This is a genomic window from Thalassospira sp. A3_1 (genome assembly GCF_017744215.1).
In the GTDB taxonomy this organism is placed as follows: Bacteria; Pseudomonadota; Alphaproteobacteria; order Rhodospirillales; family Thalassospiraceae; genus Thalassospira; species Thalassospira lucentensis_A.
Genome location: NZ_JAGHQQ010000005.1, coordinates 173832 through 199837, shown reverse-complemented (window position 1 = coordinate 199837; position 26006 = coordinate 173832). Strand labels below are relative to the sequence as shown.

The window sequence follows — 26006 nt, the reverse complement described above, 5'->3', positions numbered from 1 at the left end:
ATAAAAGAATGAGAAAACACAGGAGTATGGCCGTGCTGCGCAAAGGAATATTGCCAATCTTACTTGCAGTGGTGATTTCATTTGCCGGGACCAGGTTGGTGGCATGTGCCGGTCCGGTTTGGCCAAGCGATGATGAACAGCTATTTCTGGATGCCTATCGCGATTATGTCGCAGATAGTGCAACCAGTGATCAGTATGACCGTGCAGACAAGCTGTTTGTCGAAGCCGTACAGGTTCTCTCTGACACTTATGTCGAAAACATTGATCGCCCAGCTTTTGTCGAGCGGGCGATTGCAAGTTTGCCGGAACTCGAAGCAGAAGATACCACGCCATCCGCTATCGTCGGGGCGGCGCTCGATGAAAGTCTGCACGACCTTGATCCGCATAGTGCGTATATGACAGACGAGATGTTCCGCCGTTTACAGGAAAGCACCGAAGGAAGTTTTGCCGGTGTCGGGATCGTTATTTCTCAGGACGAAGACAAACTGATCCGTATCGTATCGCCGATTGACGATACGCCTGCCGCACGGGCCGGGTTGCAGCCCAACGACCGGATTACTCATATCGATGGTCATGATATGAAGGGCGAGCCGATTGCAGAGGCCGTTCGTCTGATGCGCGGGCGGATTGGTGACCCCGTGACACTGACAATCCAGCGCAAGCAGGAAAATTTTGATGTTACCGTCAAACGTGCCCGGATCGAGGTCCCGTCTGTGACAGCGTCAATCATTGATAATGATCTCGCCTATGTTCGAGTGTCGCGTTTTGATGCAAGCACACTTGATCAGACACGCGAATATCTTGAAATGCTGGAAGACCAGATCGGGAACCCGCGTGGGATCATTGTCGATTTGCGCCGCAACCCGGGCGGTTTACTTGACAGTGCCGCAGACATTGCCGATCAGTTCCTGAGTGACGGTCTGATTGTCGCGACCGAAGGACGGGGTGAGCGCAAGCTGCGCAGTTATGAAGCTGACAGCAGTGATTATTTCGATGGTGTGCCCATGGCGATCCTGCTGGATCGCGGGTCGGCATCCGGGGCTGAACTGATGGCAGCGGCTCTTCGTGAAAACGGACGGGGCGTTATCATTGGTGAACAGTCATTCGGCAAAGGGTCAATGCAGCGCATCATGCCGTTAACGTCGGGTGGTGGGCTTAAAATCACGACCGGGTATTACACAACGCCGGAAAACCATATCGTTCAGGGTAACGGCGTCATTCCGGATATCGAGGTCAAACTTCAGGATGCCGAGCCGTTCGAACGCGAAGTCGATCTGGAGCACGCATTGCCGCCGCGCCGTCGTGACCCGCGTAAAGTTTTGGCATCTATGGATGCGGCAAGTTGCGAACGCGATATCAATGTTGCGCGGATCGGGAAATCCGCGACCAGTGAGGCCCCGGTTGAGGCCGAAGGCGACGGAAAGGCCAAGGAACTGCAGCGCGACACGGTTCTGGAATGTGCTGTTGGCTATTTCAGTGATGGTCAGCTTGCCGTTTACCGTGATCAGGTGGAACCGCTTCTGCGGGCCGGTCTGTAAGGTTTCACCTAATTATTGAAAACAAAAACGCGGCCAGAGCAACTGGCCGCGTTTTTGTTTCTCGGAACCGGATAACAGGTTATCCGCGTGCCAGAAGATCAATCAGGCTGGAGGTATCCCAGCGATTGCCACCACGTTCCTGTACCTGGGCATAGAACTGGTCAACGAGTGCTGTCACCGGAAGGCGGGCACCATTACGCTTGGATTCTTCAAGACAGATGCCAAGATCCTTGCGCATCCAGTCAACCGCAAACCCGAAATCAAACTTGTTTTCGACCATGGTCTTGCCGCGGTTTTCCATTTGCCAGCTACCGGCGGCACCCTTGGAAATCACGTCAAGGACCTTTGCCATATCAAGTCCGGCCTTGCGCCCGAAATTGACACCTTCGGAAAGCCCCTGAACCAGACCGGCAATGCAAATCTGGTTCACCATCTTGGTCAGTTGACCGGATCCGCTTTCACCCATCAATTGGCAGGAGCGGGCAAAAGCATCAATTACCGGGGCCGCGCGATCAAACGCTGCCTGATCACCACCGCACATGACGGTAAGAACGCCGTTTTCGGCCCCTGCCTGCCCACCGGAAACCGGGGCGTCGATAAAGGAAACACCCGCCGCTTTGGCCGCAGTATAAAGTTCGCGCGCAACATCGGCCGAGGCGGTCGTATTGTCGATGACAACAACACCCTTTTCCGTGCCGGCCAGTGCCCCGGTATCGCCCAGGACAACACTGCGCAGGTCTTCGTCATTGCCAACGCAGATGAAAACAAACTCTGCCCCCTTTGCGGCGTCAGCCGGGGTAGGGGCGGATTTTCCGCCGTATTCACCCGCCCATTTGTCTGCCTTTGTGGCGGTGCGGTTGAAAACGGTAACGTCGTGACCTGCCTTTTGCAGGTGACCGGCCATGGGATATCCCATGACTCCCAGCCCGATAAATGCACATTTTGCCATTTCGTGCCTCCCGTGAATTGGTCGTACCAGTAAAGGAGGCAGCCTTCGGAATGTCAATGCAGGGGAATGTCACGGATACAATGTTTCCACGATCCGGAATACATCCAAAGCGGAACGGTCAGTCTTCAAGTGAGAGTTCTTCGCTGACGGTATGAATAACTCTGCGATCATAAGTCAGAAGTTCGGTGCGTTTTCCCGGATATTCGAACTGAGACAGATAATATCGGATCGCATTCACACGGGCACGTTTCTTGTCATCGGATTTGACAATGATCCACGGGCTGTCGGCCGTCGAGGTATGGAAGAACATCTCAGTCTTCGCTTCGGTATAGGCATCCCAAAGATTCTGGGATGCCAGATCAACCGGGCTCAGCTTCCATTGTTTGAGCGGATCCTGCTTGCGCTGGTCAAACCGGCGTGCCTGTTCTTTTTTGCTGACCGAAAAATAGAATTTGGTCATGTGGATTTCGGAACGGATCAGCATGCGTTCCAAAGCTGGAACCGATTGCAGGAACTCGCTGACTTCGAACATGTTGCAGAAGCCCATGACCCGTTCAACCATCGCCCTGTTATACCAGGACCGGTCAAACAGGACGATTTCCCCGCCGGACGGCAGATGTTCGACATAACGCTGGAAATACCATTGGGTCACTTCCCGGTCGTTCGGTTTGCCCAGTGCGACGACACGTGCACCGCGCGGATTAAGATGTTCGGTAAAGCGTTTGATCGTGCCGCCTTTGCCTGCTGCATCGCGGCCTTCGAAGATGACCAGGGATTTGATATTTTCGGATTTGATCCAGTTTTGCAGTTTGAGAAGTTCGATATGCAGGGGCGCAATCAGCTCAAGATACTGTTTGCCATGCATCTTTTTGGCATGTGAATTGGGATCAAGATCAACATCCGGAGGAAGATCGTCGCCGGAAGGTGTTCTTTCAGAAGCATTGTGTTTTCTTGAAGGAAGGTCATCAAGGCGATCCATCGTCATGTTTTCGGCATCCAGCAAAAAACGGTCGCGGGCTTCGCTATCAAGACTGGAAAGATCGGGATGCTGTTTTGAGGCCTTGCGGCTGCGTGCAGTATGTTTCACTGCATTGCGGATCGTATTGTCGCTGCTTCCTGTCTTCTTTGTCGGGGTGCCTTGCTTTTTCACGGCCATTCTGCTGATGCCTCTGCAACCTTGATGGGAAATTACAGTGGCATAAATGCGCCATGATCGAAAGGGGGCGCAAGGAGGTATGTCAAATCCGTGGGGGCGGATCGGGTTTTCGATCATGGCGCAGTCGACGGTCTCGTCTGATCAGATCGGATAGGATTTCCGATATTCGGCTTCGGCATCGGTGCGTGACAGGCCGATATCGGCAAGCTGGCTGTCGCTCAACCGCATAAGGGCACGGCGTTGCGACCTTTTGGCCATGGTGGCGGCAATAATGTTCAGTGCCGTGTTTAGTCCCTGCTGCAGGTTTCCGGAGAATTGCTGAAAGCCGCTGATATGGTTGTGGCGTGTCGTGTGCTGGCCAGAAGTCGTCTGGCAGATTGAATGTGCCATGTTCGTTCTCCTGAATTAAGTTCCTCTAATGAGAGGTTTCTATGGTTGAAACCCATATTCACGCCAAACGTCTTGCGTGACAAACGAGTATTTCTGGGGTTAAGTATTAGTTGACCTAATGACTGGCTGGCTTGAGGCAAAAAATGCGTTTACCCCCGTTACAGTCCCTGCGTGCGTTTGATGCGGCTGCCCGGCATCTTAATTTTACCCGTGCAGCCGAGGAACTTTTCGTGACCCAGGGGGCTATTAGCCAGCAGATCCGCCAGCTCGAGGAATATTTGGGTTTTCGGCTGTTCTTTCGGTTGCCGCGGCGATTGCAATTGACTGACGAAGGTGACCGTCTGGCGCGGGCAACGTATGAAGGCTTTTCACGCATTGCCGGGGAAATCGAGAGTCTCCGGGCGGTGGAGGAGGCCGGGGTCGTCACGGTCAGCGTATTGCAATCCTTTGCCGTTAAATGGCTGGTGCCGCGTCTGGGGCATTTTCGCGAGGCGCATCCTGATATCGATGTACGCATTCACGCTGATGACCGTTTGGTTGATTTCCGTAACGAAGGCATTGATCTGGCGGTACGCTTTGGGCGAGGGCGCTATCCCAATCTCTATACCGAACTGTTGATGCGTGACGAGGTTTTCCCGGTTTGCAGTCCGGATTATCTGGCATCAAGCCCTCCTTTGAATAAACCGGCCGACATAGCAGGGCACCAACTGTTGCATGATGCGACTTCACATATAGAACAGCCCCGTGCTGCGGATTGGCAGTTCTGGTTGGAAGGGGTTGGCGTCAAGGGTATTGATCTGCGTCGCGGGCTACGCTTCAATTCTGGCGACATGGTTATTCAGGCGGCCCTGATGGGGCATGGTGTTGGTATGGCACGCACCAGTCTGGCTGCGCAGGACCTGAAGGCCGGTTTGCTTGTCCGGCCGTTCCCGCAAACCGTCGCGTCAAGCTATGCCTATTATCTGACCTGTCCCGAGGAAAACCTGAACCGGCCGCGTGTGCAGGCCTTTATCCGCTGGTTAAAGGATGAAGTTGCCGCAACGCTTACGGATATCGAGGAAAGTCAGCCAGCATTGACAATCATTACGCCCAATCCCGATGCCTGAATTCAGATCAGGCCAAGTTCGCGCAATTCGTCTGCCAGGTCTTCGGGAAGTGCTTCTGCGCCACCGGCCTGCTTTTCATCCGGTGGGCATTTGTCTTCGGTAAGGTATCGCCAGCCCTGAAATGCGCGGTGGGGCCATGTGCGGGTTTCGACCAGTTCGGGATCAAGGACGATGCGGCAATGTTTGATGCCTTCCTCGTCAATAAATTCTTCCAGATCGACAACGCGTTGGCGGGCACGAATGGCCCCCTTAATCACCCAATAGATCGAACCACCCTCTAGAATCTCCGTCTTGCGTTTTGGAGTCATTCGTGTGGTGTGGTAAATCCGGCCATGAAGCCCGCCAAAATAGGCCTGCCATTGACGCAGGGTTTCAGGGCTTTCTGTGCCGACGCTGAGTTTGATCAGGTGAAGGGGCATGGTTTGTTCGTATTCTTTCGGGCGATATAGGATGTTATCTGACCTAGAAGTCATGCGTGGTTTGGTCAAGGGGGGATTAATAATTACAAATAAAAATTGTAATTATATGTATTTCACAAAAAAACTTGACCAATAGTGTATAATCATCCAAATTCTGATGCAGAAAATGTCCACAGACAGGGCATCACCCAGAGAGATTTACAGGCTGAGAGAACCGAATGTCCCTGCAAGTTGTCACGGCAAACCGTCTTGATGACGGGTTGGTCGTTTTCCTGACCGCAGATGGCGGTTGGAGTGAAAATATCGACCAGTCGCGTATTGCCGATGGAAAAGAGGCGGGTGACGCCTTGCTGGCCGAGGCCAGTGTGCCCGAGCTCGATACTGTCATCGTCGGCCCGTATCTGATCGAGGTCGAGCAACAGGACGGCGGACTGGTTCCGACGAAATACCGTGAAGTCTTGCGCACCAAGGGTCCCAGCGTGCGGCAGGATCTCGGCTATCAGGCCGGGTAAGGAGGATACACCATGTATCGCTATGATGATTTCGACCGCCAGCTGGTGCTGGAACGTACCGAGCAGTTCCGCGAGCAGGTCAAACGTCGCCTGTCCGGCGACATTACCGAGGATCAGTTCCGCCCGCTTCGTCTGATGAACGGTGTTTATCTTCAGCTTCACGCCTACATGCTGCGTGTCGCCGTTCCTTATGGTACGCTGCGCGCTGATCAGTTGCGCCAGCTTGGCTATATCGCGCGCCGCTATGACAAGGGTTATGGCCATTTCACGACCCGACAAAATATCCAGTATAACTGGCCGAAGCTTGCCGAAATCCCTGATGCGCTGCTTGACCTTGCCAAGGTTGAAATGCACGCGATTCAGACATCAGGCAACTGTATTCGCAACACGACCACCGATCAGTATGCCGGTGCCGCCGCCGACGAGATCGAAGACCCGCGTCCCTATTGCGAATTGATCCGCCAGTGGTCGACCTTCCATCCGGAATTCACCTATCTGCCGCGTAAGTTCAAGATCGCGGTGACCGGATCGCCAAACGACCGTGCTGCGGTCAAGGTGCATGATATCGGGCTTCGGATGCATCAGAACAATGCGGGCGAGGTCGGGTTTGAAGTCATCGTCGGTGGTGGACTTGGCCGCACGCCGTTCGTTGGCAAGACCGTGCGTGACTTTATCGGCAAGAACGATCTGTTCTCGTATCTTGAGGCGATCCTGCGCGTTTACAACCGCTTTGGCCGTCGCGACAACAAGTACAAGGCGCGCATCAAAATCCTCGTCCATGAAATCGGGGTCGAGGAAATGCAGCGTCTGGTCGAAGAAGAATGGGCGCAGATCAAGGACGGATCACTGCGCGTCGATGATGCCGAAATTGCGCATTACATTGAACAGTTCGCGCCGCCAGCATTTGAAACCCTTTCCGACGATGATTCCGAGTTTGAACGCCGCAAGGCCGAAAACCGGGAATTTTCCAACTGGGTGCGTTCGAACGTGATCGCACACAAGCAGCCGGGCTACGCGATTGCCAACGTATCGCTAAAACCGATTGGCGGTATTCCGGGTGACGCAACTGATACCCAGATGGAGCTGGTTGCTGATCTGTCCGAGCAATACAGCTTTGGCGATGTTCGTGTGACCCACGAACAGAATCTGGTTTTGCCGCACGTGAAAAAGGCTGATCTGTTCTCGCTTTGGGCGGAACTGAAGAATGCCAATCTGGCGACGGCAAACCTTGGCTATGTTACCGACATCATTTCCTGCCCTGGGCTGGATTACTGCGCACTGGCAACAGCGCGTTCGATCCCGCTTTCACAGCGCATTTCGGAACGTTTTTCCGATCTGGATCGTCAGCATGATATCGGCGAACTCAAGATAAAGATTTCCGGCTGCATCAATGCCTGCGGGCATCACCATGTCGGTCATATCGGCATTCTGGGCCTCGATAAACGTGGCAAGGAATTCTATCAGATTACCCTTGGCGGCGATGCCAGCGAGAATGCCGAAATCGGCAAAATCGCCGGTGCCGGTTTCTCCGAAGCCGAAGTTGTCGATGCCATTGAAAGTCTGGTGACCAAATATCTTGGCATTCGCGAAACTGGCGAACGCTTTATCGATACTTATCGCCGTGTCGGCATGGACCCGTTCAAGGAGGTGCTTTATGGCGATCGTTAAGAATGACAGTGTGATCGATCAGGAATGGGTCACGCTTGATGCCGAAGCGGACCTGCCGTCGGGCGAGGAAAACATCATTGTGCCACTTGCGCGTTTTAAGGAAGAACGCGAAACGCTGATCGGGCGTAATGGCGGACTTGGTGTCCAGCTCAATCCGGGCGACGCCCCCGAAGATCTGGCTAATGATCTTGATCGTCTTTCGATCATCACGGTCAATTTCCCGGCCTATACGGACGGGCGCGGATATTCCTACGCCCGTGTTTTGCGAGAACGTCTGGGTTTCAAGGGCGAACTTCGCGCAATCGGTGACGTGCTGCGTGACCAGATTCTGTATATGCATCGTTGCGGTTTTGATGCGTATGAGCTGAAAAATGATGATGATGTTTCACTGACAAAAGTTCGCGCAGCATTGAAGGAAATGACAGTTTACTACCAGCCGACAGGAGACGGGCGTGCCACGGCCGCATCGCTTCGTGAACGGCGTCGGGCAGCTCTTAAATCTGCGTCCTGATTTATCTTTTTCGTCAGATCGAGCTTTGAATAGCTCTGCCTTGGAGGCGCCCGTTTCGGGCGCCTTTTCTTTTGCCCTTATAATGCCGGCATTTTCTGTCAGGGATTGCGCTGCCCCGGTTTTCATTCTTGGCGGAGTATGGATATTAGTTGGGCAAAGATTATTCTTTTGTATATGGAAATCGGACCAGAATTCACCTTTAGGGTGGTGTTGTGACCGGTTTCAAGCTATACACTTATTAGCTGTTTAAATGGCGCTATGTGGCAACCTTTATAAAACAATGGGTTGTTACTTTGGCTCAAAAAGGAGAGCCTGAAAACATTAATCCCAACAGCAGGATGCATCCTGCCAAGCGGATTGGGGAATTCACGCATTGCCTGACAGTTGGCATCGGTAACGCTCCGATGCAAGGAAGCAGGTTCGCATTTCTGGGACTAGCAGGAAAAGGCAACCAATGTCGATTGAGCAAAGCCTTACAGGAATTGGAGACAGTTGTGTGATTACGCGGGATTTTACGCGTTACGATCACGGCTATCAGGACAAGGCGCTCAAATATATCGATTATCTGGGGGCTTTATCGCTCGCGCTGCGTAAATTTTCCGAATACAGCCGGACAATGCTGGCGTCCCAGCAATTGTATATCTATGCCAAATGGTTGGCGCGATACACGGCATACTGGCCGGAACTTGACCAACTTGTCGACAGACTGGAAAACAGCTTTGATGAAGTCGATCAAAGCTATGTCGCAAGTCAGTCTGCCGTCGATGGCTCGTGGGGCTGGCAATATAACGAATTCCACCACAAATTTGATGCGACCATCGTGCGTTTGCATGAATTGGCCAATGAGGGCCGCGCGCCGCGTTATCCGCTGCACTTTCTTGAGCCGATCGCAACCGCATCGGCGATGCGCGGTTATCTGGAAAAGCTACTGGTTTCCGATATCGCAGCGACCGGACGCAATCAGCGGGATGAATTTGGCAGTGTGATCTGCTGTCTGGCACAGCTTTGCTTCAAACCGTCCTTGCGGCGCTATGCGCAGGAACATGTGCGTGGCATCGATCTTGACCAAAGCTATGTCGATGCATTCCGTGAATTCCTTGATGAAATCCAGAACCCCGAAACCGGTTATTGGGGGCCATGGTATGTGTCGGATGGCAAGACGCATCGTTACGATGATCTTAGCTATACATTCCATATCGTATCCTATCGCAAGGGGCGGGTCGGGCATTGGTCCGATATCATCCGCACCACGCTTGAAAGCCGGCAATTGGAATATCCGCAAGGATGGCTCAGCCGAGGTGAATTCAACAATCATAACAACTATGACGTTGCGAAAATCTTTCGCTATGGGTGGCCGCATATGCAGTCGGCAGAACGTGCTTTAGCGCGCGAACAGATTGCCGAAATGCTGGACTGGTGTGTCGGTCATTCGCTCAGACGCGATGGCAGCTTTGTTCCGGACAGTCATTTCTATAACTCGCTGGAGTCATGCTACTATTTCGGTGTCTCGTTCCTGGACGAAGTTGGATATTTTCAACCTTCGAAACGTTTCTGGACCCAGCAGAAATTCCCCTATGCGCCGGTTCTGCAGTCTCGTATCTGGCGCAAACTTGACGAATTTGATGCCGAGAACCCCAGTGTCATCGCTGCGAAATGGAAAATCGGCCCGGATGCCGCCCGGATATCGGCATCGCCAGTCAACCGGGAGGGGCTTTCGCGCATGCCGCTGCTTTCCGGGGATGATTGTGCAACAACCGAAGAACGCGAATTCGAATTTATCCTGCGACCAAATAACGATGGTTGATCCTGCCGTCCCGTTCTCTTCTGTGTGAAATCCGATGGCCATGCAGTCGCAATATTTTGTGTCAGGTTCAATCCTGCGTCACATATTTTCAATGGCGCATACCAGCATGCTTGCGCTTGTGGCGATGGTGCTGGTTGATGCGCTTGATCTGTTTTTCCTGAGCCTTCTGGGCGATGTTGAAATCATCGCCGGTCTTGGCTTTGCGTGGCCGATTATCTTTTTTACCCTTGCGGTTTCGTTGGGTATCTCGACCGCGATGACGGCACTTGTTTCCCGTGCCGAGGGGCTTGGTGATCGGAACCGGGCAAAAATTTATGCCACGCATATTCTGGTATTCGGTCTTGTGCTATCTGGTGTGATGACAGTTGTTTTGTGGCTGTCGGCACCTTGGATGCTTGATATGTTCGGGGCGGTCGGCAAGGCGCGTGACGTTGGTGTCACATATGTGCAGATCGTGATCCTGTGTTTGCCGGTTTTGGTTCTGAGCATGTCATCAGGGGCATTATTGCGTGCGATCGGGGCGAAGCAACGTGCCATGTGGTCGAAAATGACCGGTGCCGCAGTCAATGCAGTCCTCGATCCGATTTTCATCTTTGGTTTTGATTGGGGTGTCGAAGGGGCGGCATGGGCAACGGTCGTGTCACGGATCGCGATCATGGCGGTGGCCTTTTATGGTGTTCGTAACGTTCATCACATGCTTGGCCGGTTTGATGCGACGCTGTTTCGGAAGGACATCCGTGATATTGCGCGTGTAACCGTACCGGTCGGATTGGCAAAGATCGGCCCGCCAATCGCCAGCGCCTTTATCATGTCCAGCATGGCAAAGTTTGGGCCCGATGCGGTGGCGGCTATGGCGATCATTGAACGTATCGGGCCGTTCGTATTTGTTGGTTACATGGCGTTGCCCCAGGCAATCGGCCCGATCATTGGCCAGAACTTTGCCGCAGCAAAGGTCAGGCGGGTCCGCAGAATCTGGCACAATGTATGGGGGCTGGTGGTGGTTTACGGGGCGATAGTCTGCACTGCCCTGTTCCTGTTTCAGGGGCAGATTGCATCGCTTTTCAGCGCAACCTATCAAACCGCAGCGTATCTTTCGATCTTTTGCAGTTTTACGGCACCCTTTTATGTGTTCCTTGGTCTGCAGTTTTCATCGCATACGTTCTTTAACGTCACCGGGCGCCCCAATCTTGCAATGACATTTGATCTTGCGAAGGAACTTTTGGGGGTAATCCCCCTAGTCTGGCTGGGGAGCTACTATATGGGCGCCCCCGGGGTTCTGGTGGGGCAGGCTGCGGGCATTGTCTTGTTCGGTACGATCACAGCTGTTGTCAGTTATCGTCTCGCGTGCGGGAGGTGGTCGGCTGAGGCGTGTAATCTTTCCGGATCAACTTAAGGTAAGTGAAGTTTAAAGCGGATTTCTGGTGAGATGTCCGGATTTGTTTGGTGTGAATAAGGTCACATTATTCACAATGAAATCATTTTTCTGTATCCCATATAACGCGAAGGGTGGCGAAACATTATGGGGTACGGAAAATGACAAATATTCTAAAACGATTTAAAATTGCACCGAAGGTCTTTGGTGGATTTGGTATTGTTCTCCTTTTACTTGTATTGATGTCGGTGTTGGCGGTCGCATCCTTAAGCAGTGCAGATGACGATTTTACGCGTTATCGGGCGACAGCGCTGCAATCCAATCAAGCCGGGCGGGTTCAGGCCAATTTGCTGGAAGCACGTGTGGCGGTGAAAGATTTTCTGCTTAGCGGAAAGCAAGCGTCAAAAGACACGGTATCGAGCCGGTTGCAGTCGGCAATTGATTTGAATAACGAACTTGCAACCATGATTGACGAACCTGCCCGCCGCGAAGTTGCGGTTTAAGCAGATGCTGCTTTAAAAGAATATCTTGAAACCTTTAACAAAGTCGCCGCCATGGACGCATCGGATGCTGGGCGTGATGCTCTTGTGTCTGGTGCGCTTGACCGTATCGGGCCTGTCATTGCCCAAAATCTGGAAAAGCTCAAGCTCGAGATCAAGGCGGAACAGGACCAGCTTGGTCCTAATGCTGCCAAGGCTCTTGAGGATGCTGTTATTACAGCCGAAGTTCTCGCGGCAATTGCTGTCTTGATCGGGATACTCGCAGCGTGGCTCATTGGTGCTGGCATTTCAAGGCCTGTGCGTGCCATCACGGATGCAATGAATAAGTTGGCAAGTGGTGACAAAACAATAGGCATTCCCGGTCAGGATCACCGTGACGAGATTGGTGATATGGCAAAAGCAGTTCTGGTCTTTAAAGAAAACATGATCCGGGCAGAACAGCTTGCAGGGCAGGAAGCAGAAGCTCAGAGACAGCGGGAAGCCCGTGCAAAAACAATTGAGAAGCTGACCAACGATTTTGATGCGGATGTTTCTGCTGTACTGAATAGTGTTTCTTCGGCCGCGACAGAAATGCAGGCGACAGCAACGTCAATGACGGCGACGGCTGAGGAAACCAGCCGACAGGCGACGGTAGTTTCGGCTGCAGCCGAGCAGGCGTCAAACAACGTTCAAACCGTTGCCAGTGCGTCCGAGGAGCTCAGCGCCTCGATTTCCGAAATCAGTCATCAGGTCAATCAGTCTGCACAAGTGGCAAGCAAGGCTGTGTCCGAGGCGGAGAATACCAACGCGCAGGTACGCGGGCTTGCAGAAGCTGCCCAGAAGATCGGTGATGTGGTTGGATTGATCAGCGACATTGCCGCACAAACCAACCTTCTGGCGTTGAATGCGACGATTGAAGCCGCGCGGGCAGGCGAGGCGGGCAAAGGTTTTGCTGTGGTTGCGGCCGAGGTCAAGAATCTTGCCAATGCGACATCAAAGGCAACTGAGCAAATTACCGCCCAGATTACCGGAATTCAGACAGAAACAGAAGGGGCGGTGGTTGCGATTGATTCCATCGGCAGTACGATCGCTGAAATCAGCGAGATTGCAGCGACGATTGCAAGCGCGGTCGAGCAGCAGGGTGCTGCGACCGAGGAGATCACTCGAAATGTTCAGCAGGCATCAGCCGGAACAAGCGAGGTAACTGAAAATATTCACGGTGTTAATGAAGCTGCAACATCAACCGGTGCCGCTGCTGAGCAAGTTTTGAATGCGTCGGGTGAGCTGTCCGAACAGGCTGAAACCCTGCGGCTAAAGGTTGAAACTTTCCTGACTGCAGTCAAGGCGGCCTAGTCTGTCTATGGCTTGAACTGCATTAAAACACAGGGGCCATCGCCGGTTTCGTATTCGGTGTCACCAATGAAACCGGCGGCCTCATAGCTTTTGCGGGCTCGTACATTTTCCGGGTCGGGATCAATCGCAACCAACGGTGCACCGCGATCAATCAGCATTTGCGCCAACAATCGCAGGAACATCTTCCCATGCCCACATCCCATCATGTCGGGGGCGCCAATGAACGCGTCGATGCAGCGCGTGCCTTTTGGCAAATGGGATAAATGGGGTTGGGGCCATTGATGCGCGTCATAATGCTGCGCAAAGGCAAAGGGGCGGTTGCGGTAGGATACAATCAGGGTTGCCATTTCCGGCAGTTCGATGTCTTCGGTGATCAGTTCGATTTGCTCAGCAGGGGCCCCCCACCAACGCGCGACTTCCGGCACACGCAGCCAGCGCCGTATCATGGGTAAATCACTGGGGAGGGCCCGCCGGAAACGATATGTCTCGGCGCTGGCCATGTCGATCAGGCCCCGACAGTGTCGCGTTTGGCGGCTAGCGCCAGATTGGCCTTTGATCCGGATGCCCTACCGATCTTTGCCGTGATCCAGCTACCGGTTTCGGCAAGCTTTTCCAAATCGACACCGGTTTCAATACCAAGACCGTTAAGCATATAGACGACATCCTCGGTCGCGACATTGCCGCTTGCGCCCTTGGCATAAGGGCATCCGCCAAGCCCGGCGACCGAGCTGTCAATCGTTGCAATCCCCATCTGCAGAACGGCAAGAAGGTTTGCCAATGCCTGACCATAAGTGTCGTGGAAATGAGCGGCGAGGTTTTCGATGGCGACATGGGGTGCGACGGCTTCGATCATCGCCTGCGCCTTGCCCGGTGTGCCGGTGCCGATGGTATCGCCAAGACTGATTTCATATGCCCCCATGTCAAACAGGGCCTTTGCGACATCGGCGACCTTCTGCGGGGCAATCTCGCCCTCGTACGGGCAGCCAAGAACGCAGGAAACATACCCGCGCACGGCGATGTTGGCATCGCGTGCGGCGCTCACAACCGGACGGAACCGATCAAGGCTTTCGGCAATGGAGCAATTGATGTTCTTCTGCGAAAAGCTTTCCGATGCCGCACCAAAAACCGCAACTTCGGTCGCGCCCGCCTCTATGGCGGATTCTAGGCCTTTCAGGTTGGGGACCAGAACCGGATAGGTGACGCCCGGTTTGCGCGAAATGCGGGCCATGACGTCCGATGCGTCGGCCATTTGCGGGACCCATTTCGGGCTGACGAAGGCGGTGGCTTCGATGACCGAAAGACCTGCATCGCAAAGGCGATGGATCAGTTCGACCTTGACGTCGGTCGATACCATGGTCTTTTCGTTCTGCAATCCGTCACGCGGACCGACTTCGACGATCTTGACCTGTTCTGGCAGACCGGAAAGGCGAGGCATACTACTCTGCCTCCTCGATGGCGATCAACTCGGCGCCGTCATCAACCTGATCGCCAACAGCAAAGAATATCTCGCGAACCTTGCCCGAAACCGGTGCTGAAATGGTGTGTTCCATTTTCATTGCTTCCATCACAACAAGCTTGTCGCCTGCCACAACAGATTGCCCCGGTTCGGCCAGCACGGCAATGATTTTACCGGGCATCGGTGCGGTTAATCCGCCGCCGGTGCCTTCATGGCCGCCCGCGGCGGAAACCGGATCAAAAATCTCCAGCCGGTCAGAACGCCCGTCGCGGAAAATCGTCAGGCGGTTACCATCACGAAGGACGCTGGCGCGTTTTCGGACCTTGTCAAAGGTAGCTTGAATGGTGCCATCAACGGCAATCTCGGCGTGGGCTGTGATCGAACTGCCGTCGGGCATATCAATCACATAACCGGCTGCGCGATAATGCACCTTGATCTTCAGGTCCGCCCCGTCATGACGCAGGATCAAATCATGGTGATTATCATCGTTCAGACGCCATCCCGATGTGCTGTGCCATGGGGAAAAAGGGTCGCTGCTTTGTGCGGCATGGCTTTTGGCCTCGGCATCACGAAGCATCAGGATATCAAGTGCGGCAAAGGCAAGCGCATCATTGTCAGGCGCCGCCGGGGCGGGGATCAGATCGTCGAGATACTGACCGATGAAACCGGTTTCGACCTCACCGCGCACGAAGGCCGGGTGGCGGGCAATATTGGCAAGGAAGCCGGTATTGGTCGTTACGCCGACAATCTGCACATCATTAAGGGCCGTTGCCATCCGGCGCAGTGCCGATGTGCGATCCGTATCCCAGGTGATCAGCTTTGCGATCATCGGGTCATAATGAATGGATACCTCGCCACCTTCGTAAACGCCCGTATCGATCCGCATGTGATCATTGGCCGCAGGCATACGCATGTGCACAAGCCTGCCCGTAGCGGGCAGGAAATCATTATGCGGGTCTTCGGCATACAGGCGGACTTCGAAGGCATGCCCGTTAATGGTCAGTTCTTCCTGTGCCTTGGGCAGCTTTTCACCGTCAGCAACACGCAATTGCCATTCGACAAGATCCTCGCCGGTGATCTTCTCGGTCACCGGATGTTCGACCTGCAGGCGCGTGTTCATTTCCATGAAATAAAACGCACCCGACGCATCAAGCAGGAATTCAACCGTGCCAGCCCCCTGATAGCCAATCGCCTTGGCGGCATCGACGGCGGCCTTGCCCATCTGTGCGCGAAGATCTTCGGGCATATTCGGGGCAGGGGCTTCCTCAATAACTTTCTGATGGCGGCGTTGCAGGGAACAGTCGCGTTCAAACAGATAAACCGCATTGCCATGGCTATCGGCAAAGACCTGAATTTCAACATGGCGCGGTTTGACGATCAGCTTTTCAATCAGGCAATGATCATCTCCAAAGCTGCTTGCAGCCTCGCGCTTGCAACTGATCAGCGCGTCCCTGAAATCGGCGGGTTTTTCAACTGCACGCATGCCTTTGCCGCCGCCACCTGCCGACGCCTTGATCAGAACCGGATAACCGATCTTGTCCGCCTCGGCCGCCAAAAGGTCAGGGTCCTGATCTTCGCCGTGATACCCGGGCACCAGCGGAACACCGGCCTTGCCCATGATTTTCTTGGCTTCGGATTTTGAACCCATCGCACGGATCGCACTTGCCGGCGGGCCGACAAATACGCAGCCGGCTTTTTCCAACGCATCGGCAAAAACGGCATTTTCCGACAGGAAGCCATAACCAGGATGAACCGCATCGGCACCCGATTGCGCAATGACTTCAAGTAAACGATCAACGCGCAGATAGCTGTCTTTCGGGGCCGGACCGCCGATGTGATAGGCTTCGTCGGCACGTTTGACATGCAGGGCATTGGCATCCGCGTCGGAATAAACTGCGACGGTCTGGATGCCCATGCGGCGTGCGGTTTCAATCACGCGGCAGGCAATTTCACCACGGTTGGCGATCAGTATTTTGCGCGGCATGATTAATTCTCACTCCACTTCGCGGGGCGTTTTTCAAGAAATGCACTGACACCTTCACGGCCTTCGGCACTTGCCCGCTGATCGGCAATGCGTCGTGCGGTATCGTCAATGACATCATCGTCAATCGGTTTGTTGGCAACCGCATAAATCAGTGATTTCGCCGCATCCATGGCACCCGGCCCATTGGCCAGCAACAGCTTTGCTATGGCATCACCCCGTGCGGTCAGATCGTCACCTGAAACAATTTCATGTACCAATCCGATGGCATGGGCGGTCGCTGCATCAAAGCGTTCCGCCGTCAGAAAATAGCGACGGGCCTGCGACACGCCGATCGCCTCGACCACATAGGGCGAAATAACCGCCGGAATCAGGCCGAGCTTGACCTCTGACAGGCAGAAACTGGCCCGATCAGATGCAATCACGATGTCACAGCACGCGGCCAACCCAACCCCGCCGCCAAATGCGGCCCCGTTGATCAGCCCGATGGTCGGTTTGCTGCAGAAATTAAGCGTCTTCATCAAGCGCGCCAATGCACGAGAATCGGCAAGGTTTTCCGCATGGCTGTAACCGGCCATGCGTTTCATCCAGTTAAGGTCGGCACCAGCAGAAAAGCTTTTGCCGGCACCTGTCAGGATCATCACGCGCACCGCCGGATCGGCATCCAGCGCATCCAGCTTGGCTGTCAGATCGCCGATCAGGACATCGTCAAACGCGTTGTGGATTTCCGGACGGTTCAGCGTGATGCGGGCAACACCTGATGCGCTGATCTGGCATATCACGGCATCGGCTGATGGATTGGTGTTATCGGTGTTTACATTGTTCATGCCAGCCTCACATCCGGAACACGCCAAAGCGTGTTTCCTCGACCGGTTTGTTGAGTGCCGCCGAAAGGCCAAGCCCAAGAACCATGCGGGTATCGGCCGGGTCAATTACCCCGTCATCCCAAAGTCGCGCAGACGCGTAATAGGGGTGCCCCTGTTCTTCATACTGGTCGCGGATCGGGCCTTTGAAGGCTTCCTGTTCTTCTATGGGCCATGTTTCACCGCGCTTTTCCTGTGCATCGGCGCGGATTTGGGTCAAAACATTTGCCGCCTGTTCCCCGCCCATGACTGAAATGCGGGCATTGGGCCACATCCACAGGAAGCGGGGGCTATAGGCGCGACCACACATGCCATAGTTGCCTGCGCCAAATGATCCGCCTATCAGGACCGTGAATTTGGGAACCTTGGCTGTTGCAACGGCGGTAACCAGCTTCGCGCCATCCTTGGCAATTCCGCCGCTTTCATATTTGCGGCCAATCATGAAGCCGGTGATGTTTTGCAGAAACACCAATGGAATACCGCGCTGGCAGCAAAGTTCGATGAAATGCGCGCCTTTAAGCGCACTTTCGGAAAACAGGATGCCGTTATTGGCAATGATCCCGACCGGATAGCCGAAAATGCGGGCAAAGCCGGTAACCAGTGTCGTGCCATACTGAGCCTTGAACTCGTCAAAGTCCGATCCGTCAACGATGCGGGCAATGACTTCACGCACGTCATAGGGTTTTTTGGAATCGCTTGGAATGACGCCATAAATCTCGCGTGGGTCATATGCCGGGTCGCGCGGAGCAGTCAGGGTCAGGCCGGGATTTTTCGTCCAGTTAAGGTTCTTGACGATATCACGTGCAATGGACAATGCATGCGCGTCATCCTGTGCATAATGATCGGTGACGCCGGATGTTTTACAGTGAACATCCGCACCGCCAAGGTCTTCGGCCGAGACAACTTCGCCGGTTGCGGCCTTCACCAAGGGCGGTCCCCCCAGAAAGATCGTGCCCTGTTTGCGGACGATAATGCTCTCATCCGACATGGCGGGGACATAGGCACCGCCCGCCGTACAGGACCCCATGACAACCGCGATCTGCGGAATGCCTTTGGATGACATGGTTGCCTGATTGAAAAAGATGCGGCCAAAATGGTCACGATCCGGGAAAACATCGTCCTGACGGGGCAGGTTCGCCCCGCCACTATCCACCAGATAAATGCAGGGCAGATTGTTTTCGAGTGCGATTTCCTGTGCGCGCAGATGCTTTTTGACCGTCATCGGGTAATAGGAACCACCCTTGACCGTCGCATCATTGGCAACGATGACGCATTCAACGCCGGAAACCCTACCAATGCCGGTGATGATGCCCGCCGCAGGAACGTCTTCATCGTCATACATGCCATAGGCGGCAAGCTGGGAAAGCTCAAGGAACGGGGATCCGATATCGAGCAATTGACGGATACGTTCGCGGGGCAAAAGTTTGCCGCGGCCAGTGTGGCGATCACGTGCGCGCTCGCCGCCACCAAGCTTGATCTGCGTGATCTGATTACGAAGATCGGCAACCAGTTGTTCCATCTGTTGGGCATTGTTGCGGAAATCTTCCGAGCGGGAATTTACCGCAGATTTCAGAACCGTCATCGTCAATCGACACCGTCTGTTGCAGGGATCGATTTCATAAGGAATCGATCCCGAAGTGAATGGCGTTTATGACTGCTGTTATGGTGGAAGTTTACGTAAACGTCAAGATTAAATAGGTAATCCAGTACCGAATTTACTTATATCAAAAAAACAGCGTGAATTCGGGGCGGCAGACGGTATTCCGAATATGTGATTTTATCGAAAAAGTCGTAGATGTTTCAATTGACTAGGTGGCCGTGATTGCGATGGTTTTCTGGCGCAATCAGTCGCTGATCTGTTTGCGCAGCTTGATCCAGCGTTCAAGATGTTCAAGCCGGTCATTCCCGAAAAAGGCTTCTTCTTCATAGAAGAAGAACGGTGACCCGAACGCGCCTCGCGCAATGGCTTCGTCGGTAACTTCGCGGACGTGCTGCTTCCATTTCGGGTTTTCGACAGCCGCGCGGATTTCCCCGGCATCAATGGAATGTCGGGTGGCTGTGGCAAAGACAACTTCCGGGTCGGACATATCCAGTCCGTCTGCGAAATATCCGCGATAGACGTCCTTGGCAAACTTGATCGCCAATGCCGGTTTTGTTGACGCAATCCAGTAATAGGCACGGGTCGGTACCAGTGCGGAATAGGGGAATTTTTCCGGGACCTGGAACGGCGTATTTTGCATTTTTGCGCAGCGTTCCATGTCGCGTTTGAAATAATCGCCGCGAATGGGTTGGCTCAATAACGGGCTTTGTCCGGTCTGTTTGAAGGCCGCACCGATCATGAACGGGTACCAGTTGACCGTAACGCCGGTTCTGGCCTCAAAGGCATCAATGCGTTCAGCCGCGAGATAACCGTAAGGTGACGAGAAATCGAAATAGAAAGAGACTTCCGACATGCTGTGGGGCCCGTAATTAATGACGCAAAGCAGAGTGCCATGTGGCGATACCGGCAAAGCCATCAGAACGATGGCTTGGTGATAGTGCGCTACTAAGCAATTGTATTGCAACAAAATTGATCGAATTTACGGGATCGTGATACCGGGGCGTACTTTTACTTCTTCCATCACGACATATGTATGAGTCTGGCTGACACCCTGAACAGAGGACAGGCGTTCAAGGAATTCGCGATAGGCATACATATCGGCAACCCGAAGTTTCATCAGGTAATCAAAGCCGCCTGCGACCATGTGACATTCTTCGATTTCCGGCAGTTTGCGGATCGCTGTGGCAAACACGTCAAATACGTCCGGGGTCGTCCGATCCAGCGTTATTTCGACAAAAACCACCAGCGACTGATTGAGTTTGCGGGGGTCAAGTAGCGCCATATAACCGGTGATGAAGCCGTGTTGTTCAAGGCGGCGAACACGTTCGAGGCACGGTGTCGGGCTAAGATTGACGCGACGTGATAGTTCAACGTTCGACATGCGTCCGTCGTTTTGAAGTTCGCGCAGGATCTGTTTGTCAATCTTGTCTAGGCTTTTATGATTCTTCTGCATTTTAATCTAATAACCAGTGTTTATAACTGCACTAAAAGTTTTTCAATGGATGATATATCGTATTTTTGGGGAAAATGGCAGCACATTTTTTGAGTGCATATATATTGTCTGTGGCCACATGAGGAGAAAACTCTGCGTTCCCCATAAGGAACCGGAGAATTGCATTTGCAGGGAGAAGCCATCGCCATGTTCCGCATCGATATGCCCCAAGCCAACGAAATCCGCGCAAAAATCCGCGAAACATATCGGACTGACGAAGAAGTTGTTGTTGAACGCATGATTGAGGCTGCCCGACTGGCTCCCGAACAATCGGCGCGCGTTCAGGATCGGGCTTATCAGCTTGTAGCGCGGGTTCGCAAAGCCGATAATGGCAAAAGCGGCATCGATGCGCTGCTTCATGAGTATGAGCTTTCAAGCAAGGAAGGCGTCATCCTGATGTGCCTTGCTGAAGCACTTTTGCGCGTTCCTGATGCGGTCACCGCCGACAAGCTGATCCAGGACAAGCTGTTTGATGCCAACTGGCAAAGCCACCTTGGCCATTCCGACAGCTTCTTTGTCAATGCATCGACCTGGGGACTGATGCTAACGGGGAAGGTGATCAAGTTCGGCAAGGCGGAAAAGGCCGATCCGGGCGCGTTGCTTAAACGCATGATTGCACGCTCGGGCGAGCCGGTTATCCGTAAGGCATTCAACCATGCCATGCGCATTATGGGGCGTCAGTTCGTTATGGGCCGCACGATTGCGGAGGCCGCCGAACGGGCGAAGGCGAACGAGGAAAAAGGCTATCGCTATTCCTATGACATGCTGGGCGAGGCCGCGCGTACCATGGAAGACGCGGATCGCTATTTCAAATCCTATGTCGATGCGATCAACGATATCGGCAAGGTCGCGAATAATCGCGGCCCGATCAACAGCCCTGGCATCTCGGTAAAGCTCTCGGCGATCCATCCGCGTTATGATTTCGCCAATTATGATCGCGTCATGAATGAACTTGTGCCGCGCCTCAAACAGCTTGCGCTGCTGGCCAAGAAATATGACATCGGTTTTACCGTTGATGCCGAAGAAGCCAATCGTCTGGACCTGTCGCTTGATGTGATCGGGGCAGTGTTTGCCGATCCCGATCTTGATGGATGGGAAGGATACGGTCTTGCGGTGCAGGCCTATCAGAAACGTGCCTATCACGTGCTGGAATGGCTTGCCGACCTGTCGGTCAAGGTCGGGCGCAAAATGATGGTGCGCCTCGTAAAAGGTGCCTACTGGGATACCGAGGTCAAGAACAGTCAGGAAAACGGGTTTGAAGGGTATCCGGTCTTCACCCGCAAGGCCGCAACCGATGTTTCCTATCTGGCGTGTGCACGTTTCATGCTGTCGCGTCGCGACGCATTCTATTGCCAGTTCGCCAGCCACAATGCCCACACCGTGGCATCGGTTCTGGAAATGGCTGGCAATGACCGGACGTTTGAATTCCAGCGTCTTCATGGCATGGGCGAAGCCCTGTATGAACAGATTGTCGATAAAAATGGTGAAAACGTGCCGTGCCGTGTTTACGCACCTGTTGGCACCCACGAGGATTTGCTGGCCTATCTCGTCCGACGTCTGCTTGAAAACGGGGCGAATACCAGCTTTGTGAACCGTATTCAGGACGAACAGCTACCGATCGAGGAAATGATCGCCGATCCGGTGGAAAAGATGGCTGCCCTGCCACGCAAGGCCCATCCGAAAATTCCGGCACCGGTTGATCTTTATGGTGCTGGTCGCGTCAATTCCAAGGGCATTGATCTGACCGATACGACCAAGCTTCTGCCATTGGCCGAAAAGCTGGCATCGATACAGGGGAAAATCTGGCATGCTGCGCCGCTGATTGATGGCCAGCCTGTTTCGGGCGAAGCGATTGATGTTTTAAACCCGTCAAACCGCAATGAGAAAGTCGGCGAACTGGTTCAGGCCGGTGAAGCGGATGTCGAGGCCGCGATTGTTGCCGCCGCCAAAGGCTATGAAATCTGGAACAAGACCCCGGCTGCGGAACGTGCGGCGTGCCTGCGTCGTCTTGGCGATCTTCTTGAAGACAACATGGACGAGTTCATTGCTCTTTGCCAACGCGAAGCAGGCAAACTGTATTCCGATGGTGTTGCCGAAGTGCGCGAAGCTGTCGATTTCTGCCGTTATTACGCGAACCGGGCAGAAGAAAGCTTCCGCGCGGGTAGTATCCTTGAAGGGCGCGGCATTTTCGTCTGCATCAGCCCGTGGAACTTCCCGCTTGCGATTTTCCTGGGCCAGGTCAGCGCGGCACTGGCGGCTGGTAACGCCGTTATCGCCAAACCGGCCGAACAGACGTCGCTTGTCGCGGCCAAGGCGGCCGAACTTATCCTTGCTGCAGGCGTGCCGGGGGCTGCATTTACGCTGCTGCCGGGGCCGGGCCGTGTGATCGGCAATATCCTGATCAATGATCCGCGTATTGCAGGGGTGGCGTTTACCGGTTCAACAGAAACCGCACAGGTCATCAATCAGGCGCTGGCAAAACGCCCGGGTGTTCCGCTGCCGCTGATTGCCGAAACCGGTGGCCAGAACGCGATGATTGTCGATTCAACTGCACTGCCCGAACAGGTGGTACAGGATGCAATCATTTCCGGCTTCCAGTCCGCCGGGCAGCGTTGTTCGGCCCTGCGTGTTCTGTTCGTTCAGGAAGATATCGCAGACAAGCTGTGCCACATGCTCGTCGGCGCGATGAAGGAACTGCGTGTCGGTGATCCGAAATTCCTTGATATCGATGTCGGACCGGTGATTGACGAAAAATCTCGCAAAACCCTTGTCGCCCATGCAGAACGCATGACCAAAGAAGCAAAGCTGCTTCATGCCTGTGATATCCTGCCAGAATGCGAAAACGGGACGTTCTTTGCGCCGCATTGCTTCGAAATTCCGTCGCTGGATGTTCTGGAACGCGAAGTATTTGGGCCGGTTGTCCATGTGGTGCGTTACAAGGCACGTGATCTGGACAAGGTTCTCGATCAGATCAATGCGTCGGGCTATGGCCTGACGATGGGCATCCATTCGCGTATCGACAGCACCGTGCGCCAGATTTCGCAAAAGCTGCGTGTCGGCAACTGCTATGTGAACCGGAACATGATTGGGGCCGTTGTCGGCGTGCAGCCATTCGGTGGGCAGGGCAAATCTGGCACCGGCCCGAAAGCAGGCGGCCCGCACTATGTCGAACGTTTTGCCAAACCCGCGACCGAGGCCGGAAAAAAGGCAGCAGGCAGTGCCGCGATTGCCGATGATCGTTCGCCAATCGTGATCAAGGCGTCGCTGGCGGATGATGAATATCGTACCCTGCAGGCCGCACAGGTCAAATGGCAGGCGACAGACGGCAATGAACGCGTCCGTGTTCTGGAAAATCTTGCGGCCAAGCTGGCTGGATCGTCGAAAGGTGATCTTTCGGCAAACGCCGAACTGATCGCAAACTTTGCCGCGATTTCGGAAAACGGCTTTGTGGCTCCGACCCGGATGCCCGGGCCGACCGGTGAAACCAACGACCTTTATATGCTCGGCCGTGGTGTTTATCTGGTTCAGGCAGAAAAGGATGCCGAAGCAGCACGTGTCATCCGCCACATCGCTGCGGCACTTGCTGCGGGCAATGCGGTGATCGTTGCTGGGGATCAAAAATGGCTGGTTGAATTTGCAAGCCTAGCGACCGATGCCGGACTGTCGGCAGGGCTGATCCGTGTTGTGGCATCCAAGATCGGTATTGCCGTGATGTATGACGGCGATGTGGCTGGTGTTTCCTGTGTCGCACCGCTTGATCGCGTTACTGCCTTCAAACAGCTTCTGGCGAAGCGTGACGGTGCGATCCTGTCGCTGATTTCCGATAGCGGGGCAGACGATGACGGGGCGCTGCCTGATGAAGCTTTCCTGCATCGTTTTGCGACCGAGAAAACCGTCACAATCAATACGACGGCTGCGGGCGGTAACGCATCGCTGATGTCTATGGAAGAAAATTGATCCGGTTTATGGAAACCGGATTATCAGGCGTCCGGCAAGCCGGATGATGAGCCAGCGGATAGCTATATCCGCCACTTGCGACCGGGGTGAATAACCCCGGTCTTTTTCTTTTCTGGCCGGGGTGTGAATTGCTTCTTGCGTGAAGCAGGCTGATGCAATCGTGTTCGGGCTTTTTTTTGTCATAATCGCCTGCGACAAGATGTGCCGGAACCACTGGCGGTTCAGGGCGTTAAAGCTTTATTGCGATCTGCTGTATTAGTGGTTCAGAAGAATTGGAATATGCCGATCCACCGGCATGAGAAGGAGCACAAAGATGATCACGATTTCCCGAGGCTGGCGCAACGCGATGAAGGCTGTTTCGGTATGTGCCTTGCTGGCCACACCGCTTGCGGCCTGTGGACCGTTACAGATGCCGCTGGAAGACCGGACGGGGAATGACCAGTGGCTTGATACCCAGATCAAGTCCGGCATCCTTGGCGAATTCTCCAAGGTCGACCATACCTACCTTATCGATGTGAATGTCGATATCTGGAAGCAGCAGGTGATGGTCACCGGCATGGTCGATTCCAAAGGCAAATATTATGATGTGATGTCGCTGGTCAAACAGGACAGCCGCATCAAGACTGTCTATGACCATCTTGAAGTTGCCGATGCCGCAACCATCGAGGCATATCACAAGGCTGAAGACGAATATGGCAAAAATGCCGTACCCGCGGATTCGGCGACCCAGACCGGCTCAGACGTGTGGATCGAAAGTCAGATCAAGGCCTTGTTATTGGCTGAAAAAGGGGTGAGTTCGGTGAACTACCGCTGGCAGTCTGTAAACAGCATCGTCTACATCATGGGGGACGCCCAAAGCACTGAGGAACTCGACAAGGTGTTGTCGATCGTTCGCCGCATCAAGGGTGTCAAACGCGTAGTGAGTCACATCGCGACGGTCTGATCAGCTTGTGATTAAATGACTTTTTCAAAATCCCGCACCAATCTGCCGGTTTGTGCGGGATTTTTTTTCAAGCTCTGTTGCAAAAGTGTTTGAAAACTATTCGCATGTAGATTACAGGTGAGGTGCCGTAATTAATAACTGATTGCAATTACGCTGATGTATGTTTGCATTTGTAACGCGATAAAAGAACGTGACGTACGCCGTGCCGCCGAAGAAGGTGGTGCCACCCGTCCCGCAGATGTTTTCCGTTTTCATGGTTGTGCCCCGCAATGCGGGAAATGCGCCTGCCATATGCGTGCTGAATTGCTTCAGGCGAAAACCTGCGGCAATTGCGATTGCGATGATGCAGCCGCTGTCACCGCAAATGCCGCACCGATTGCTGCCGAATAGGCAGGCACAGCAATTTCATCAGTCTGATAAAAGCCTCCGTAAACGGGGGCTTTTTTGTTTTGCGGTG

The 26006-nt window shown here is 53.9% G+C and carries 23 protein-coding genes; 12 read left to right on the top strand and 11 right to left on the bottom strand.

Translation table 11 applies throughout. The annotated features are described in order from the left end of the window. Positions 1-26: 26 nt before the first annotated feature. A complete protein-coding gene (locus J7395_RS18990; protein ID WP_209223240.1) occupies positions 27-1538 on the top strand; it encodes a S41 family peptidase in 1512 nt (503 codons plus the stop codon). A 79-nt stretch (positions 1539-1617) separates the two neighbouring features. On the opposite strand, the gene J7395_RS18985 is transcribed toward J7395_RS18990, so the two are convergent. From J7395_RS18985 to J7395_RS18975, 3 genes are all read right to left on the bottom strand, one after another. Next, positions 1618-2544, bottom strand: coding sequence for an NAD(P)-dependent oxidoreductase (locus tag J7395_RS18985; protein WP_258547269.1), 927 nt, complete (start codon positions 2542-2544; stop codon positions 1618-1620). A gap of 61 nt (positions 2545-2605) precedes the next feature. Further along, positions 2606-3643: a polyphosphate kinase 2 gene (ppk2, locus tag J7395_RS18980; RefSeq protein WP_209223180.1), complete on the bottom strand. Its 1038-nt coding sequence runs from the start codon at positions 3641-3643 to the stop codon at positions 2606-2608. A gap of 141 nt (positions 3644-3784) precedes the next feature. Then, complete coding sequence (locus J7395_RS18975) at positions 3785-4033, bottom strand: DUF1127 domain-containing protein (RefSeq protein ID WP_062952049.1); 249 nt, start codon at positions 4031-4033, stop codon at positions 3785-3787. A gap of 143 nt (positions 4034-4176) precedes the next feature. Between J7395_RS18975 and J7395_RS18970 the strand changes: the two genes are divergently transcribed. After that, positions 4177-5139, top strand: coding sequence for a transcriptional regulator GcvA (locus J7395_RS18970; RefSeq protein WP_062952050.1), 963 nt, complete (start codon positions 4177-4179; stop codon positions 5137-5139). Positions 5140-5141: 2 nt separating this feature from the next. Here the strand turns inward: J7395_RS18970 and J7395_RS18965 are convergent, their stop codons facing one another. Continuing rightward, a complete protein-coding gene (locus J7395_RS18965; RefSeq protein ID WP_062959502.1) occupies positions 5142-5558 on the bottom strand; it encodes a DUF1489 domain-containing protein in 417 nt (138 codons plus the stop codon). A gap of 218 nt (positions 5559-5776) precedes the next feature. On the opposite strand from J7395_RS18965, the gene J7395_RS20965 reads away from it, so the two are divergent. From J7395_RS20965 to J7395_RS18940, 7 genes are all read left to right on the top strand, one after another. Next, complete coding sequence (locus J7395_RS20965) at positions 5777-6070, top strand: DUF2849 domain-containing protein (protein WP_097052394.1); 294 nt, start codon at positions 5777-5779, stop codon at positions 6068-6070. Between the two features lie 12 nt (positions 6071-6082). Continuing rightward, positions 6083-7738 carry a nitrite/sulfite reductase gene (locus J7395_RS18960; protein WP_247742290.1) on the top strand — a complete coding sequence of 552 codons (1656 nt, stop codon included), beginning with the start codon at positions 6083-6085 and terminating at the stop codon, positions 7736-7738. Continuing rightward, positions 7725-8249 (top strand): DUF934 domain-containing protein, encoded by a 525-nt coding sequence (locus tag J7395_RS18955; RefSeq protein WP_114110697.1) that lies wholly within the window; start codon positions 7725-7727, stop codon positions 8247-8249. Before J7395_RS18960 ends, J7395_RS18955 begins: the two co-directional genes overlap by 14 nt. Positions 8250-8703: 454 nt before the next feature. Continuing rightward, complete coding sequence (locus tag J7395_RS18950; RefSeq protein ID WP_062959498.1) at positions 8704-10053, top strand: hypothetical protein; 1350 nt, start codon at positions 8704-8706, stop codon at positions 10051-10053. A gap of 91 nt (positions 10054-10144) precedes the next feature. Continuing rightward, a complete protein-coding gene (locus J7395_RS18945; RefSeq protein WP_247742289.1) occupies positions 10145-11446 on the top strand; it encodes an MATE family efflux transporter in 1302 nt (433 codons plus the stop codon). A gap of 140 nt (positions 11447-11586) precedes the next feature. After that, complete coding sequence (locus J7395_RS20960) at positions 11587-11928, top strand: MCP four helix bundle domain-containing protein (RefSeq protein WP_247742288.1); 342 nt, start codon at positions 11587-11589, stop codon at positions 11926-11928. Between the two features lie 51 nt (positions 11929-11979). Further along, the gene (locus J7395_RS18940; protein WP_247742287.1) at positions 11980-13257 is read left to right on the top strand and encodes a methyl-accepting chemotaxis protein; all 1278 of its coding nucleotides are present in this window, start codon (positions 11980-11982) and stop codon (positions 13255-13257) included. Positions 13258-13262: 5 nt separating this feature from the next. On the opposite strand, the gene J7395_RS18935 is transcribed toward J7395_RS18940, so the two are convergent. From J7395_RS18935 to J7395_RS18905, 7 genes are all read right to left on the bottom strand, one after another. Further along, on the bottom strand, positions 13263-13757 hold the full coding sequence (locus J7395_RS18935) for a GNAT family N-acetyltransferase (RefSeq protein ID WP_209223176.1): 495 nt from the start codon (positions 13755-13757) through the stop codon (positions 13263-13265). 5 nt (positions 13758-13762) lie between these two features. Then, positions 13763-14692: a hydroxymethylglutaryl-CoA lyase gene (locus J7395_RS18930; protein ID WP_209223174.1), complete on the bottom strand. Its 930-nt coding sequence runs from the start codon at positions 14690-14692 to the stop codon at positions 13763-13765. Between the two features lies 1 nt (position 14693). Further along, complete coding sequence (locus tag J7395_RS18925; RefSeq protein ID WP_209223172.1) at positions 14694-16697, bottom strand: acetyl/propionyl/methylcrotonyl-CoA carboxylase subunit alpha; 2004 nt, start codon at positions 16695-16697, stop codon at positions 14694-14696. Between the two features lie 2 nt (positions 16698-16699). After that, positions 16700-17521: an enoyl-CoA hydratase/isomerase family protein gene (locus J7395_RS18920; protein ID WP_209223170.1), complete on the bottom strand. Its 822-nt coding sequence runs from the start codon at positions 17519-17521 to the stop codon at positions 16700-16702. A gap of 7 nt (positions 17522-17528) precedes the next feature. Then, the gene (locus J7395_RS18915; protein ID WP_062952062.1) at positions 17529-19139 is read right to left on the bottom strand and encodes a carboxyl transferase domain-containing protein; all 1611 of its coding nucleotides are present in this window, start codon (positions 19137-19139) and stop codon (positions 17529-17531) included. Between the two features lie 262 nt (positions 19140-19401). Continuing rightward, positions 19402-20010: a 2-hydroxychromene-2-carboxylate isomerase gene (locus J7395_RS18910; RefSeq protein WP_097052384.1), complete on the bottom strand. Its 609-nt coding sequence runs from the start codon at positions 20008-20010 to the stop codon at positions 19402-19404. Between the two features lie 126 nt (positions 20011-20136). After that, positions 20137-20610, bottom strand: a complete 474-nt coding sequence (locus J7395_RS18905; RefSeq protein ID WP_007090318.1) for an Lrp/AsnC ligand binding domain-containing protein — start codon at positions 20608-20610, stop codon at positions 20137-20139. Positions 20611-20769: 159 nt separating this feature from the next. On the opposite strand from J7395_RS18905, the gene putA reads away from it, so the two are divergent. The 3 genes from putA (at position 20770) to J7395_RS18890 (ending at position 25939) form a co-directional block, all read left to right on the top strand. Then, positions 20770-24606: a bifunctional proline dehydrogenase/L-glutamate gamma-semialdehyde dehydrogenase PutA gene (gene putA / locus J7395_RS18900; RefSeq protein ID WP_247742285.1), complete on the top strand. Its 3837-nt coding sequence runs from the start codon at positions 20770-20772 to the stop codon at positions 24604-24606. 313 nt (positions 24607-24919) lie between these two features. Next, positions 24920-25549 (top strand): BON domain-containing protein, encoded by a 630-nt coding sequence (locus J7395_RS18895; protein WP_097052382.1) that lies wholly within the window; start codon positions 24920-24922, stop codon positions 25547-25549. A gap of 156 nt (positions 25550-25705) precedes the next feature. Then, the gene (locus tag J7395_RS18890; protein ID WP_062952065.1) at positions 25706-25939 is read left to right on the top strand and encodes a (2Fe-2S)-binding protein; all 234 of its coding nucleotides are present in this window, start codon (positions 25706-25708) and stop codon (positions 25937-25939) included. Positions 25940-26006 lie beyond the last annotated feature (67 nt).